We start from the raw sequence: 14131 nt of genomic DNA on the forward strand, positions 1-14131 counted from the left end.
CTCCAGCATGAAAGCCGTCTTCCGGAACTGGGCCGGCAACCAGTCCGCGACGCCCGCCGAGGTCCGCGTCCCCGCCTCCGCCAAGGAGGTCGCCGCGGCCGTACGGGACGCCGCCGCGCGCGGGAGCCGGGTGCGCATGACCGGCACCGGGCACTCCTTCACCGGGGCCGCCCTCACCGACGGCATCCTCCTGCGGCCCCACGCCCTCACCGGGGTGCTCGCGATCGGCGACGGCCGGGTGCGGGTCGCCGCCGGCACGCCGCTGCGCGTGCTCAACGAGGAACTCGACCGGCGCGGGCTGGCCCTCGCCAACATGGGCGACATCACCGAGCAGACCGTGGCCGGGGCGATCCAGACCGGCACCCACGGGACCGGCCGGGAGGTCGGCGGCCTCGCCGACCAGGTGACCGAGCTGGAGATGGTCCTCGCCGACGGCTCGACCACCACGGTCTCGCAGGACTCGCGCGGCGCGGAGCGCGACCTGTTCGACGCGGCCCGGGTCGGGCTCGGGGCCCTCGGCATCCTCACCGCCGTCACCTTCCGGGTCGAACCGGCCTTCCTGCTGCGCGGCGTCCGCCGGCCGATGCCCCTCAGCGAGATCTTCGATTCCCTCGACGAGCTCACCGCCGGGAACGAGCACCTGGACTTCTTCTGGCTGCCGCACACCGACACCTGCCTGGTCAAGCGCAACAACCGGTCGCCGGGCCCGGCCACGCCGCACGGGGCCCTGCGGGGCTGGCTGCACGACGTCTTCCTGGAGAACACCCTCTTCGGCGCCGTGTGCGCGACCGGGGCCCGCTTCCCCGGCGCGATCCCCCGGCTGAACGCGATCTCGGCGGGGGCCCTCAGCCTGTCCGAGCGCACCGACACGGCGTACAAGGTGTTCACCAGCGTGCGCACCGTGCGGTTCCTGGAGATGGAGTACGCCCTCCCCCGCGAGCGCCTGGTCCAGGCCCTGCGGGAGCTGCGCGACCTGATCGAGCTGAGCGACTGGCGGATCACCTTCCCGGTCGAGGTACGGGTCACGCCGGCGAGCGACGCCTGGCTGTCCACCGCCTACGGCCGCGACTCCGCCTACATCGCCTGCCACACCTACCGGCCGACCCCCAACCCCGCCTACTTCGAGGCGGTGGAGCAGATCATGCTCCGCCTGGCCGGGCGCCCGCACTGGGGCAAGCTGCACACGCGGGACGCGGCGTACCTCTCCACCGTCTACCCGCGCTTCGGCGACTTCGTGGCGCTGCGCGACGCGCTGGACCCGGCGCGGCTGTTCTCCAACGATTACCTGGACGTCGTGCTGGGCTGACCCGTGCCCGCCCGCCCGTCCTGCCGGCCGACGCCCGAGTCGGCGGACGGCTCCACGCCCGTGCCGTTCTCGGGTGCCCCGGTCCGGTTCTCTGGCGCCGGGGAGGACGGGTCGGCGGACGGCTGCGCGGGCCCGGCGGACTCGTCGCCGGTCTCCGCCGGGGTCGCCTTGGCGGAGGGCTCCGTCGCCCGGCCCGTGCCCGCCTCGGGCGAGGTGGAGGGGGCGGGGGCGGGATCGCGCCTCTCGGACACCGTCCCTCCGAGGCTCGTGCCCGAGCCGTCCCTGCCCTGCACGGTGGCGGTCAGGGGCTTGCCGCTGACCAGCTCGAACGCGAGGATCCCGCCCATGCTCAGCGCGAACGTGGCCGCCGCGGCCACGATCAGCGTGACCCACAGCGGCCCTCGCCTCCCCTCCCTCCGCAGCGGAGGGACCTGCGCCGGGCTCAGGGGCGTGGTGGCGTCGCCGTGGGGCAGGTCGGCGGGCCCGTGGTCGCGGACGGTGGCGTGGACGGCCGTCGCCAGCCCCTCCTCGCCGGGACGGGCGGTGACCTCCCGCCGCTCTCGCTCCCCGGCCGCCTCGACCTCCCCGGTGATCAGCCCGTGCGCCTCCTTGATGCGGTCCCTGGTGCGGTGGATGTAGTGCGTGTAGACGGCGTTGCCGACCGTGGTGCCCGCGCTCGCCAGGGCGGCCCCGATGACCGTCCCGGTCACTCCCAGGAACGACGCCGCCACCGCCGCCGTGGCCGCCGCCAGAGCGCTGCCCGCGATCTGGGGGACGCTCAGTTCGAGCCCGTTCTTGTCACCCATCCCTCATCCTCGCCGTCCGTCCGTAGATCCTCCGAGCCCCGCCGCGGAGCGCTCCCGGGCGCGCGGCGCCGCCTGCCGCCCCGGGTGCCGGTGCGGGCATGCCGCCGGATCGCCTCTATCCGAGGCGCGGGGAATTGAACATTTCGCCGGGTTTTGGCATGTAGACGATGGATCCGTAAACGGAGCGGCCCGCCCACCGGCCGCCCGTCCTCCTCCGGCGCCGCGCCGCCCGGTCCCCCGTCCGCTTCGACCGCCCCATGCCTTCGCGGCATTTCTGGTGTCTCTTGGGTGAACTGGAGGGCGGCGGGCCCAACGATTCGCGAGAATCCGGAAGGACGCCTAACCCGTTTGCTGCATATCGAGCAGCCGCTGGATAGGGTGAAAGCGACATATATGCCAGCCCCTGATCGCTACCCATGCCTCTGACCAAGGCGATGTTCGGACATGCCGGGTACGGTGCTGGCAGGCAACGGGCTCACGCGACAGACTCAAGGGTCCGGGGGAAGATGAGCACGACGACGAAGGGACTCGCATGCAGGAGCTCCGACTCGTCGCGGTAAGCGAGGACGGCACCTACCTCGTGCTGGCTACGGCCGGCCGGGGCACACGATTCACGCTTCCCGTCGACGAACGGCTCCGAGCGGCGGTCCGCGGCAACTTCTCCCGTCTCGGCCAGTACGAGATCGAAGTGGAGAGTCCGTTGCGCCCCAAGGAGATCCAGGCCCGCATCCGTGCGGGGGAGACCGCGGAGGAGATCGCCGCCACCGCGGGAATCCCGGTGGAGCGTGTCCGCTGGTTCGAGGGACCCGTCCTGCAGGAACGCGAATACACCGCGCAGCAGGCGCAGCGTGTCGCCGTGCGCCTGCCCGGCGAGTCCACTCCGGGGCCGACCCTCGGCGAGCTCGTCACCGAGCGGCTCAGCCGCCGCGGCGTCCCCGCCGACGAGATCGACTGGGACTCCTGCAAGCGCGACGACGGCCTGTGGCGCATCAAGCTCGGGTTCGTCTGGAACGGTCACACCCGGCACGCCGAGTGGCTGTTCGACATCCGCCGCCGTCACGTGACCCCGTACGACGACGAGGCCCTGCGCCTGTCGGCCACCGAGTACGTCGAGCCGTCGGAGGAGGCCACGGTCACGCCGTTCGTGCCCCGGCTGGCCCCCAAGCTCACCCCGGTGCCCACCGTGCCCTCCGAGGCGCCCCCCTTCCGCGAGTCCTCCCCGTTCCGCGAGCAGACGAGCGCCTCCGGCGACCAGACGCGCGCCTACGACGAGCGGCCCGCGTTCCGTCAGGAGCCGGCGGGCTTCCGTGACGAGCCCTCCAGGTCGCGCGAGGAACCGCCCGGTTTCCGCGAGGAGCCGTCCCGGCCGCGCGACGAACCGGCCGCTTTCCGGGAGGAGCCGTCCCGGCCGCGCGAGGAGCCCGCCGCGTACCGCGGCGACGCCGCCCCGTCCAGGGAGCAGGCCGCCCGGTTCCGCGAGTCCTCCCCGTTCCGGGAGCAGACGGGCGGTTCCGGCGACGAGGCGCGCGGTTACCGCGACGAGCGTCCCGGCCTCCGGCAGGATTCCTCACGCCTGCGCGACGAGCCGGCCCCGTACCGTGCGGAGCCGCCCGCGTACCGCGAGGCTCCGGCCGGGTACCGCGACGAGCCCGGCCCCTCCCGCGAGGACTCCTCCCGCGAGCGGATCGGCGCCTCCGAGGCGGCGTCCTACCGCGAGGAGCGCTTCGAGGACCGGCCCGCGTCCCGGGACGAGGCGCACCGCGGCGAGGCCACCGGCCCGCGAGCCGCGCGTTCCGACCACCGCGACGCGGAGGCCGGGCCTCGCTCCGAGCCTTCCGCCGCCCGGCGGGAGCCGACGCCCCTTCGCCCGGTACAGCCCTCGGCGCACGACGAGGACTCGCCCGGGGCCGGCGGCGCCCAGCGTCCGGCGTTCGAACCGGCCGACAGGCGTCCGTCGTTCGAGCGTGCCCCGCACCCCGATTTCGAGCCCGCCCGGCACTCCCCCGAGACGTCGCGACCCGAGCTCTCCGCCGCGGACTCGCGGGAAGGGCGGGAGGAGGCCCTCCCCGCGGACTCGTGGGCAAGGCGAGAGGACGTTCTCGCCGCGGAGCGCCGGGAAGGCGAGCACGAGCGGCCCACCGCCGACGCCCGCGACGTCCCCGACTTCCGGCCGCACGCCACCGGCCCCGCCGAAGCGCGCGAGACGTCCGCCCCGGCCGATCCCCCGCGCACCTCGGTCTCCGGCGCCGCAGGCCCAGGCCCGGCTCAGGCCGCCGACTCCGCGCCGGCGCGGATCTCCGAATCGGCTTCGGCCCAGGCCGCCGGTTCCGCTTCGGCCGGTTCCGCGGCTTCGCGCGCGAACGAAGCGGCCGCCGACTCCGGCCCGGCCGAAACGGCGTCGCCCGAGGCGGTCGCCCGCGCCGTCCGGGCGTCCATGGTCCAGTCCGAGACGCCGCAGGCCCCGGCCGATGCGACACCGGCCGCGCGCGCCGCCGACGCCACCCCGGAGACCCGTACCGGGCGCACCTCGGCGTCGTCCGGCGCGACCGCACCGGAGCGGGTGGCGGACCAGCCCACCACGGACCGGGGCGCCGAGCAGGTCGCCGAGCGGCTCGCGGACGAGTACGCCGCCGGGCCGCAGGCACGTCCGGCGGCCGAGCCCACGCGCCGACCCGGTGACGAGACGGCCGCCCGTCCGCGCGACAACGCCCGGACCGACGACGCGCCGAGCCGATCCGAGTCGGCTTCCCCGAGCCCGGCGGAAGAGCCCGCGGCGGCCTCTTCTGACCAGGTGGAACGTTCAGACGCGGCCTCTCCGAGCCCGGTGGAGCGGCCTGCGGCGGCCTCCCCGGCTCACGTGGAGCGGCCCGCCGCCTCTCGCGACGGCGACGAGCGGCTCGTCGCGGCCGAAACGTCCGGCACGTCCGACACTTCGGACACCGCAGACACCCCCGGCACGTCGGACACGTCCGGCACGAAGGACGGCGCCCTCGCGGGCGGGTCGTCCTCCGGGGAAGCGGAGACCCAGGTCGCGGCCGTTCCCGTCGCCACGCCGCCCGCCCCCCGGCGTCCGGTCCCCCGGCCGTACCCCCCGGCCGCGAAGCCCGTGGCACCGGCCGCCGCCGGCGAGTCCTCCGGTGAGCCGCGCGCCCCGAAGGCGACCAGGCCCACGCCCGCGGCTCCCGTGGCGCGGCCGGCCCCGTCCGCGAGCCCGGCCAGGAAGGCGGCGGCGAAGAAGTCCGAGGCCGAGGAGGCCGCGGTCGCCGTGCCCGCCGCCCGCACGAGCGGGGACAAGGCGAACCGTCCGGCCGCGTCCGTCGAACCGGAGAAGGCCGAGCAGCCGGGCGCCGAGACGAAGGACACCAAGCCGGAGCCTCCCATCCCGCAGCAGGCGCCGAAGCCGAACCCCCGTCCGGCCCGCAAGGGCGGGCGGGGACGCCGCGCCTCGGTCCCGACGTGGGACGAGATCATGTTCGGCGCCCGCCGCCAGGACTGACGAAGGCCGGCCACTCCCCCGGCCGGCCCGCCCCTCCCACCCACGAACCAACCGAAACCGCCCCAACCGACCACGATCGTCCAAACGGGCCCGCGCGTCCATCTGATGTCGAGTCGAGCTCCAGTGCGCGGAACGAGTGCCGACGGCGTACCCGGACCTGCCCGTAGCGGCCCCCTGTTCCCCGGCTCGACGCGATCTACGGAACCGGTGAGATCCACCGACGGGCCACCCCGAAGGCGCCGCTCATGCCGTCTCGGATCACTCGGGCTTCAGGAACGGTGTGATCCACTCGGGGGTGACCTCGGCGGCGAAGCGGAGGCCCTGCTCCTCGCCGGTGTCGATGGCCGGGTAGCCGCCGCTGCCCGCCCCGACCCCCGCGACGACGGTCAGCACCGAGGCGCGCCGCTGGAACCACGTCTGGCGGACCGTCCAGCCCACCACCGCGCGCCGCTCGACCACCGCCTGTGACCGCGGCAGCGACCCCGACCGCACCGACAGCCGCGCGCCGTCGTAGCCGTGGCCGAGCGACCGGTAGCGGTCGAGCCCGAGCGCGACGCCCAGCGCCGCGGCGGCCAGCGCGACCAGACCGGCCCACACCCACCCGAACGCGAACGCCACGGCCGCCAGGACCACGCCCGGCGCGACCGCGCGGAACACCCTCCTGCGCCGCGCCGCCGCCGGATGGGGCCGCAGCCCGGCCTCGAACGGGCCGATCGCGTCGGCCGCGACCTTCGTGGCGAACTTCCGGGGGGTGACCGGCAGCAACTGCCCTCGGGTCCGCGAGTCGCCGAGGCCGGTGACGATCGCCCAGAGCCGTACGACGTGGGCCCGGCGTTCCAGCAGGCCGTCGGCGATCTCGTACCCGCGGATCCTGGCGTGTTCCAGCGCCACGCTGCGCCGCGTCACCAGCCCGCGCTCGGCCACGAGGGAGGAGTCGCGGCGCAGGAGCGTGAAGTTCCAGTTGAAGACCGCGTACATGACGCCGCCGGCCACGGGCATGGCGAGGACCAGCATGACGGCGATCAGGACCAGCACGATCGGCCGCTGCCACAGCCACTCGCCGACCGCGATCGGCAGGTCGTCGCCGAACCCGAGCTCGTTCCCCCACTGGAACACCAGGCCGACCGCGCCACCGGCCAGGACGAACGGCGCGAAGAGGAACGCCCCGGACAGCGGGCCGTACAGCAGCCAGTACCAGGGCACGCGGACGTAGACCCGCTCCCGCACCGGGACGGCGGACGGACCCGCGGGCGCCGCCCCCGCCGCGACGGCGCCGGGTTCGTCGCCCCGGACGGTCCGGCTGCGCCGCAGGAGGATCTCGCGCAGGCGCTCGGCCTCGGGCAGCGGCACGCCGTCCAGCTCGCCCTCCTGCTTGCCGCTGCCGCTCGCCCCCGTGTCGACGCGCACGACGGCCAGGCCGAACAGGCGGTGCAGGGGCGGCGTCGTGACGTCCACGCCCCGGACGCGGTCGAGGGGGATCGTCTTCACCGAGCGGCTCACCAGCGAGCGGGTGAGCTCCAGCCGGTCCCCCGCCACCCGGTAGGTGAAGGTGGCCCAGCGCACGGCCGCGTACCCGACCGAGCCCACGACCGCCAGAAGGGCCCAGATGAACGAGGAGGGCGAGAAGCCGCCGACGAACAGGACGCCCGCCAGCGGCAGGAACAGCGACGGCAGCATGCGCACGGGGTCGATCAGCAACACGAGCGGGCTGAGCCGCGCGGGCGGGACCCACAGCGCGCCGTCCCCGGGAGGTGGGTGCGGGACGGGCGGGTGGCCGGGGCCGTCGGTCATGTGGCGTCGTCCCTGAGCTGGTGGGCGCGGTGCGCCAGGTCTTCGGCGAGGCGGGCGGCGACCGCGACGTCCAGGCCCTCGATCGAGGAAGAGCCCGCGTGCGAGGCCGTGCGGATCTCGACGGTGGCCAGGCCGAGCATGCGCTCGAACCAGCCCTGCTCCTTGTCGACCGTCTGGATGCGGCTGACCGGGACGAAGACCCATTTCCTGCTGAACCAGCCCGAACGGGCGTACACCACGTCCTCGGACAGCTCCCAGCGGTGGACCGCGTAGCGCCACAGCGGCTCGATGACGATGAACGGCACCTCCACGACGGCGAGCGCCACCGGCACCCACCAGACGTGGTCGGTGAGCCAGTCCGGCAGGAAACGGCGGCCCGAACCGGCGATCCAGCTCGCCGCCAGGGAGGACAGGCCGACCAGCAGCACGAACCCGATCAGCGCCTCCAGCGCCCACAGGGTGATCGCGCGGCGCGAGACCCGATGCGCGGGGTCACGCAGGGGAGCAGTCACGGCACCAGCCTAGCTAGATCACCGGAGGGCGCGGCACGGCCACCGTCTCCCCGGCCTCCGGACGGCCCCGCGCCCCTGGTGGGATCTGTCAGCGATCTGTCAGCCGCCGGGACGAGTGCGGGGTGCGCGGCTCAGGAAATTGTCAGTGCCGTGCTGCAGACTTCGAGTCAGTCACCCGGGCCGCGAGCCGTGCGTGACCGTCACCCCTTGACCAAGGAGTCCATGCGATGCGATATGCGGTCCAGGCCGAAGGTCTGATGAAGCGGTACGGCGAGACGCGGGCGCTCGACGGCGTCGACCTCGCCATCCCCGAGGGGCGCCTGCTCGGGGTGCTCGGCCCGAACGGCGCGGGCAAGACCACCGCCGTGCGCATCCTCGCCACCCTGCTGCGCGCCGACTCCGGCCGCGCCACCGTGGGCGGTTTCGACGTCGCCAAGGAGCCGCACAAGGTGCGCTCCCTGATCGGCCTCACCGGGCAGTACGCCGCGGTCGACGAGACGCTGACCGGCGTCGAGAACCTGGTGATGATCGGGCGGCTGCTCGGCCTCACCCGCGCCGCGTCCAGACAGCGGGCCGCCGAGTTGCTGGACCGCTTCGCGCTGACCGACGCCGGGGGCCGTGCGGCCAAGACGTTCTCCGGGGGCATGCGCCGCCGCCTCGACCTCGCCGCCAGCCTCGTCGGGCATCCGGCGGTGCTGTTCCTGGACGAGCCGACCACCGGCCTCGACCCGCGCAGCCGCACCGACCTGTGGGACGTGGTGCGCGGCCTCATGGCCGACGGCGTCACGGTGCTGCTCACCACCCAGTACCTCCAGGAGGCCGACGAGCTCGCCGACGACATCGTGGTGTTCGACCACGGCCGGGTCATCGCCTCGGGCACGTCCGACGAGCTGAAGGCCACCACCGGCGCGCAGGTGCTGCAGGTCCGTCCCACGGCCGCGCACCACCTGCCTCTCGTGGCCGAGGTCATCGCCGATCTGATCGGCGAGCGGCCCGACCTCACCGGCGGCGAGGCCACCGTGAACATCAAGGACGCGACCGTGGTGCCCGCCGTCGTGCGCCGGCTGGACGATCTCGGGGTCGTGGCCTCCGAGCTCAGCCTGCGCAAGTCCAGCCTGGACGAGGTGTTCCTCGCCCTCACCGGCCACCGCGCCGAAGACCAGACCTCCGCGCAGGAGGCCCCGACGAAGGAGAAGGAAGAGGTGCCGGCGTGACCTCCCTGACCGGAACCGCCCCCCGCGCGGCCGTCCCCGGCCGCATCGGCCCGGCCGCCGGGCTGCGCCACACCATGACGCTCGCCTGGCGCAGCCTGGTGCAGATCAAGCACAACCCGATGGAGCTGCTCGACCTGTCGGTCCAGCCCATCATGTTCCTGTTGCTGTTCACCTATGTCTTCGGCGGCGCGATCTCCGGGTCCACCTCCGAGTATCTCCAGTTCTCGCTGCCCGGCCTGGTCGTGCAGAACATGTTGTTCGCCACGCTGACCACGGCCATCGGGCTCAGCACCGACATCTCCAAGGGCGTGTTCGACCGTTTGCGCAGCCTGCCGATCGCGCGGTCGGCGCCGCTGGCCGGCCGCATCGTCGCCGACACCCTGAAGCAGATCTGGGCCTTCGCGTTGTTCCTCGGCCTCGGCACCGTGCTGGGGTTCCGGGTGCAGACCGGCGTGGTGGGCGTGGCCGGGGCGCTGGCGTTGCTGGTCGGGTTCGCCCTGGCGATGTCCTGGTTGTCGGTCCTGATCGGCCTGGTCGCGGCGGACCCCGAGAAGGTGCAGATCATGGCGTTCTCGGTGATGATGCCGCTGACGTTCACGTCCAACGCCTTCGTCCCCACCAAGACGCTGCCCGAGTGGCTGCAGAGGTGGGTCGAGGTCAACCCGGTCACCCACCTGGCGGACGCCGTGCGCGGCCTGCTCAGCGGCGGCCCGGTGGCGACCCACGCGACCATCTCGCTCCTCTGGGCCCTCGGCATCGCCCTGGTCTTCATCCCCCTGTCCCTGCGCGCCTTCCGCTCCCGCGCCTGAAGGCCCGCCCGTGCCCGCCCCCGGCATCGGTCCTCCCCGGGCCTGGTCCGCCGCACCCCGCCAAGCCATGCGTCCGGGGTGGGCGGGCTCAGGGCTGCGCGAGGGCGAGGGCCTCGTCGTCGGTCATCGTCCGGCCGTGCGCGTGGTGACGGGAGTACTCCCGCCGGCCGAGCGCGGCGATCGCCGCGTCGGTGATGCGCACGTGGTCGTACCCGATCACCGTGTCGATGCCCCGGATCCGCGCGGCGGCGCCGAGCAGCGTGGCCGCGCGGGTGGCGTCCCCCTCGCGGACGAGCAGGCCCGCCACGGCGATGAGCACCAGCCCGGTGGCGGGGCCGTCATGGCCGGTCCGCACGAGCCGCAGCGCCTCGGTGTGTGTTTCGCGGGCCGCCCGCAGGTCGCCCTCCTGCTCGGCGAGCATCCCCACGGAGGCGCACAGGACGGCGAGGTACGGCGCGGGCAGCGGCACCCGCGGGTCCGCGGCGAACCGCCGCGCCTCGTCGTAGAGGCGGCGGGCCAGGGCGAAGTCCCCCTCCTCGCGCGCGAGGTCGGCGCGGACGCTCTGGACTCCCGACTCCGCCAGGCGGTCGCCCGTGGCCCGGCAGATCTCCATCGCCTCGTCCAGCGCGTCCTCGGCGCCCGCCCGGTCACCGGACGCGCTCAGGGCCATGGCCAGCCGGGTGCGCATGAACGTCGTGTCCTCGACGGCGCCGATCTCGTCGGCGAGCGCGAGCGCCTCCCTGATGACCGCGATGGTCGTCGCGTCGTCGCCGCGCAGCGTGCTCGCCTCCGCCAGGGAGCCCAGCGCCGCGCTGACGCCCCACCGGTCGCCCACGGTGCGGAACCCGTCGACGGCCGCGCGCACGTCGCCCTCGCCCTGGTCGATGCGGCCCGCGTTGTAGTGGGCGTGCGCGCGCAGCAGATGCCCCGACGCGACGACCCAGGGGTCGGGGTCGTCGAACAGTTCCGTCACCAGGCCGTCGAGGTCGGGGCCGATGCCCATGAAAAGCGACAGCACGGGCTCGGCCAGCGAGAGCATCGCGGGCCACGGGCGCGGCACCCCCGCCCGGGCGAGGGCCACCGCCCTGTTCAGCGCGTCCTTGGCCTCCTGCCAGCAGCTCGTGCCGCCGACCAGCAGAATGCCGTGGACGGCCAGTGCCATCGCCAGCCTGCGGGAGCTCCCCGGGTCGTCGCGGCCGAGCCGGGTTCCGGGGTCCTCCGGGGCGAGGGCCAGGACTTCGGCGGCGCGTTGCGCGCCTTCGGAGCGGCGACCGGCGAGGAACCAGTACCAGCCGAGGGCGCCGACCAGGCGCAGTCCGAGGCCGAAGTCCGCGGTGGCCACGGCGAAGCGCAGCGCGGCCGTCAGGTTGTCGTGCTCGGCGGCCAGCACGGCCATCCACTCCACCTGCCCGGGCCTGCGCAGCTCCGGTTCCGCCAGCTCGGCCAGCTCGGTGAAGAACCGGGCCTGCGCGAGCGGCATGGCCTGCTGCTCCCCCGACTCGGCGAGCCGTTCCGCGGCGTACGCCCGGATCGTCTCCAGCATCCGGTACCGCGTGTTCTCGTGGACGACCAGCGACTTGTCGACGAGCCGCGCGAGGACGTCCAGCACGTCCTCCGGCGGCAGGCGTTCGTCCGAGCACACCCGCTCGACCGCCTCCAGCGTCGCGCCGCCCGCGAAGACGGCGAACCTGGCCGCGAGCAGCCGCTCACGCTCGTCCAGGAGGTCCCAGCTCCACTCGACCACCGCGCGCAGCGTCTGGTGGCGGGGCAGCGCCGTGCGGCTGCCGCCGGTGAGCAGCCGGAAGCGGTCGTCGAGCCGGTCGGCGATCTGCCGGGCGGACAGAGTGCGCAGCCGGGCGGCGGCCAGCTCGATGGCGAGGGGCATGCCGTCCAGCTCACGGCAGACGCGCGCGACGGCGTCCGCCTCGTCCTCGACGGCGTACCCGGGCCTGGCCGTCGCGGCGCGGTCGGCGAACAGGCTCCGCGCGTGCGCCTGGTCGAGGGGCCGCACCGACCACACCAGCTCACCGGGGATGCCGAGCGGCTCGCGGCTGGTGGCGAGGATCCGGATTCCCGGGCATTCGGACAGCAGCCTCTCGGCCAGCGCCGCTGCGGCCTCGACGAGGTGCTCGCAGTTGTCGAGGATGACGAGCTGCCGCCGCCCGGCGAGCCCCGCCACCAGCCGTCCGACCGGGTCCACCGGTTCGGGGGTCACCACTGCGGGCGTCCGCACGGACGAGCGGCCGCCGTCGCGCATGCCGAGCGCGGCCAGCACGGCCTGCGGCACCCCCTCGGGGTCGCTCACCGGCGCCAGTTCTGCCAGCCACACCCCGTCGGGCATCCGTCCCGCCAGCGCCTCGCCCGATTCGACGGCCAGCCGCGTCTTCCCCGCGCCGCCCGGCCCCAGCAGCGTGACCAGCCGGTTTCGCGCGAGCAGCTCCCCGGCCCGCTCGACGTCGTGTTCTCTGCCGACGAAGCTGGTCAGCCGGGCGCGCAGATTGCCCTTCTTGTTCTCGGGCGCCGCGAGCACGGGCGCGGCCTTCGGCGCCGCGATGTCCGGTTCCGGGACGCGCGGGAAGGCGTGCGGGTTTGTGGAGGCGGGGGGCGGGGCGGTGCCGCGGAGCATGGAGAGGTGAAGCCCGGCCAGTTCGGGCGAGGGGTCGGTGCCGAGTTCCTCGGCGAAGGCGGCCCGCGCGGCCTCGTAGGCGGCCAGCGCCTCCACCTGACGTCCCGACGCGTACAGCGCGCGCATGAGCTGCCCGCGCGGCCTTTCTCTCAGCGGATGGCCGGCGATCAGCGGCACGAGCGCGCCGACGGCCTCCTCGTTGCGGCCGAGCAGAAGCCGGGCGTCGATGTGGTCCTCCATGGCGGACAGGCGCAGCACGTCCAGCCGGGCGATCTCGGCGCCCGCGACCGCACACCCGGCGAGGTCGGCGAGCGCGGGCCCGCGCCAGAGCGCCAGCGCGTCCCCGAGCAGCCGCGCCGCCTCGTCGGCGTCCCCGCGCGCGAGGGCGGAGCGGCCTGCGGCGGCGAGGCGGGCGAAGCGGTGGGCGTCCACCTGGTCCGCCGCTATCGCCAGCCGGTACCCGGAGGTCTCGGCGACGACAGAGTCACGCCCGAGCGATCCCCGCAGCCGTGAGACCAGCGCCTGCAACGCGTTGCCGACGCCGGTCGGCGGATCGGACGGCCAGACCCCGGCGACCAGCGTGTCGAACGCGACCGTGCGTCCCGGGGTGAGCAGCAGCGAGGTCAGCAGGGCGCGCAGCCTTCTGCCCCCGATGCGCACCCGGACGCCGTCGTGGCGCACCTCCAGGGGGCCGAGCACGGCATAGCCGGTCCGCGCGCCCGCCGTCGCCCCGTCCATGCATCGATTCTGGCCGATTCGACCGGTCGCCGTGGGCGCGCATTCGGGCGATGGGGTCAGCGCACTCCTCAGATCCGCGTAGCATCAGCGGGCATGGGGCAGCCGAGAAAGTCCGTGCGCGTTGGGCGCAGGGGACGCGACAGGCGTGTGCTCGTGATCGCGGCGATCGTCGCCGCGGCGTCGGGCTGCGGCATCGTGGGCGGCGGTTCACCGACCGACGGGTCGCTTGACGGGCTCAGCGTCTCCAGCCCGAGGATCCGCGACGGTGCTCCTCTTCCGGCCGACTTCTCGTGTGCGGGAAAGGTCGGGAATCCGCCGCTGAGGTGGTCCGGCGTGCTCCAGAAAGAGACCAAGTCGATCGCCCTGGTGGTCGACGCCAACAACGCGCAGGGAGCGGCGGAGGTGCACTGGCTGGTGTACAACATCGACCCGCTGACCACCGAGCTCGCGCAGAACAGTGTTCCCCGGGGCGCCGTGGAGGGGGTGACGTCCAGTGGCAAAAAGGGCTATTCGCCCCCGTGCCGCCGTGACGACATCTACCGTTTCAGCGTCTACGCGCTCGACGCGAAGCTCGATCCCAAGAAGGCCACCGGCCTGCGGGAGACGCTGGAGCTCATCGCGCAGCACACCATCTCGCGGGGACGCCTGTCGGCGTCTCACATCGAGTGACGCGGTGCGTACCCGTGGTGATTGTCGATACCGGATCTTCTCGTAGGGTGTGACAACGGTCATAGTGGTCGGACAGAATCAGGTGCAATCCTTGAGCGCAGGTGGTCAAAGGGGGCAGGTCGCGTCGATGGCCGCGCGATCTCACCAGCGCCACTGGAAGGCCA

The 14131-nt window shown here is 74.2% G+C and carries 9 protein-coding genes; 5 read left to right on the forward strand and 4 right to left on the reverse strand.

Annotated features, from left to right (window positions below; genetic code table 11):
- Positions 1–7 precede the first annotated feature (7 nt).
- Positions 8–1306, forward strand: coding sequence for a D-arabinono-1,4-lactone oxidase (locus DQ384_RS14905; RefSeq protein ID WP_114029381.1), 1299 nt, complete (start codon positions 8–10; stop codon positions 1304–1306).
- On the opposite strand, the gene DQ384_RS14910 is transcribed toward DQ384_RS14905, so the two are convergent.
- Positions 1282–2112: a RodZ family helix-turn-helix domain-containing protein gene (locus DQ384_RS14910; protein WP_114029382.1), complete on the reverse strand. Its 831-nt coding sequence runs from the start codon at positions 2110–2112 to the stop codon at positions 1282–1284. The genes DQ384_RS14905 and DQ384_RS14910 overlap by 25 nt on opposite strands.
- A 532-nt stretch (positions 2113–2644) precedes the next feature.
- Between DQ384_RS14910 and sepH the strand changes: the two genes are divergently transcribed.
- Positions 2645–5608, forward strand: a complete 2964-nt coding sequence (sepH, locus tag DQ384_RS42195) for a septation protein SepH (protein WP_220182954.1) — start codon at positions 2645–2647, stop codon at positions 5606–5608.
- 258 nt (positions 5609–5866) lie between these two features.
- Here the strand turns inward: sepH and DQ384_RS14920 are convergent, their stop codons facing one another.
- Positions 5867–7399, reverse strand: a complete 1533-nt coding sequence (locus DQ384_RS14920; protein WP_245966482.1) for a PH domain-containing protein — start codon at positions 7397–7399, stop codon at positions 5867–5869.
- Positions 7396–7911, reverse strand: coding sequence for a PH domain-containing protein (locus DQ384_RS14925; RefSeq protein WP_245966483.1), 516 nt, complete (start codon positions 7909–7911; stop codon positions 7396–7398). Before DQ384_RS14925 ends, DQ384_RS14920 begins: the two co-directional genes overlap by 4 nt.
- 227 nt (positions 7912–8138) lie before the next feature.
- Between DQ384_RS14925 and DQ384_RS14930 the strand changes: the two genes are divergently transcribed.
- Together DQ384_RS14930 and DQ384_RS14935 are read left to right on the forward strand one after the other, a co-directional pair.
- The gene (locus DQ384_RS14930) at positions 8139–9125 is read left to right on the forward strand and encodes an ATP-binding cassette domain-containing protein (RefSeq protein ID WP_114029383.1); all 987 of its coding nucleotides are present in this window, start codon (positions 8139–8141) and stop codon (positions 9123–9125) included.
- Positions 9122–9934 (forward strand): ABC transporter permease, encoded by an 813-nt coding sequence (locus tag DQ384_RS14935; RefSeq protein WP_245966484.1) that lies wholly within the window; start codon positions 9122–9124, stop codon positions 9932–9934. The genes DQ384_RS14930 and DQ384_RS14935 overlap by 4 nt, the downstream gene beginning before the upstream one ends.
- 88 nt (positions 9935–10022) lie before the next feature.
- Here DQ384_RS14935 and DQ384_RS14940 read toward each other — a convergent pair whose 3' ends face one another.
- Positions 10023–13298, reverse strand: coding sequence for an ATP-binding protein (locus DQ384_RS14940; protein WP_114029384.1), 3276 nt, complete (start codon positions 13296–13298; stop codon positions 10023–10025).
- Positions 13299–13391: 93 nt separating this feature from the next.
- Between DQ384_RS14940 and DQ384_RS14945 the strand changes: the two genes are divergently transcribed.
- Positions 13392–13967: a YbhB/YbcL family Raf kinase inhibitor-like protein gene (locus DQ384_RS14945; protein ID WP_245966485.1), complete on the forward strand. Its 576-nt coding sequence runs from the start codon at positions 13392–13394 to the stop codon at positions 13965–13967.
- Positions 13968–14131: the final 164 nt, after the last annotated feature.

Source organism: Sphaerisporangium album, from assembly GCF_003323745.1.
GTDB lineage: Bacteria > Actinomycetota > Actinomycetes > Streptosporangiales > Streptosporangiaceae > Sphaerisporangium > Sphaerisporangium album.

Coding starts and splice junctions, on each gene's coding strand:
- DQ384_RS14905 (WP_114029381.1), top strand. CDS start 8: ATGAAAGCCGTCTTCCGGAACTGGGCCGGCAACCAGTCCGCGACGCCC.
- DQ384_RS14910 (WP_114029382.1), bottom strand. CDS start 2,112: ATGGGTGACAAGAACGGGCTCGAACTGAGCGTCCCCCAGATCGCGGGC.
- sepH (WP_220182954.1), top strand. CDS start 2,645: ATGCAGGAGCTCCGACTCGTCGCGGTAAGCGAGGACGGCACCTACCTC.
- DQ384_RS14920 (WP_245966482.1), bottom strand. CDS start 7,399: ATGACCGACGGCCCCGGCCACCCGCCCGTCCCGCACCCACCTCCCGGG.
- DQ384_RS14930 (WP_114029383.1), top strand. CDS start 8,139: ATGCGATATGCGGTCCAGGCCGAAGGTCTGATGAAGCGGTACGGCGAG.
- DQ384_RS14940 (WP_114029384.1), bottom strand. CDS start 13,298: ATGGACGGGGCGACGGCGGGCGCGCGGACCGGCTATGCCGTGCTCGGC.
- DQ384_RS14945 (WP_245966485.1), top strand. CDS start 13,392: ATGGGGCAGCCGAGAAAGTCCGTGCGCGTTGGGCGCAGGGGACGCGAC.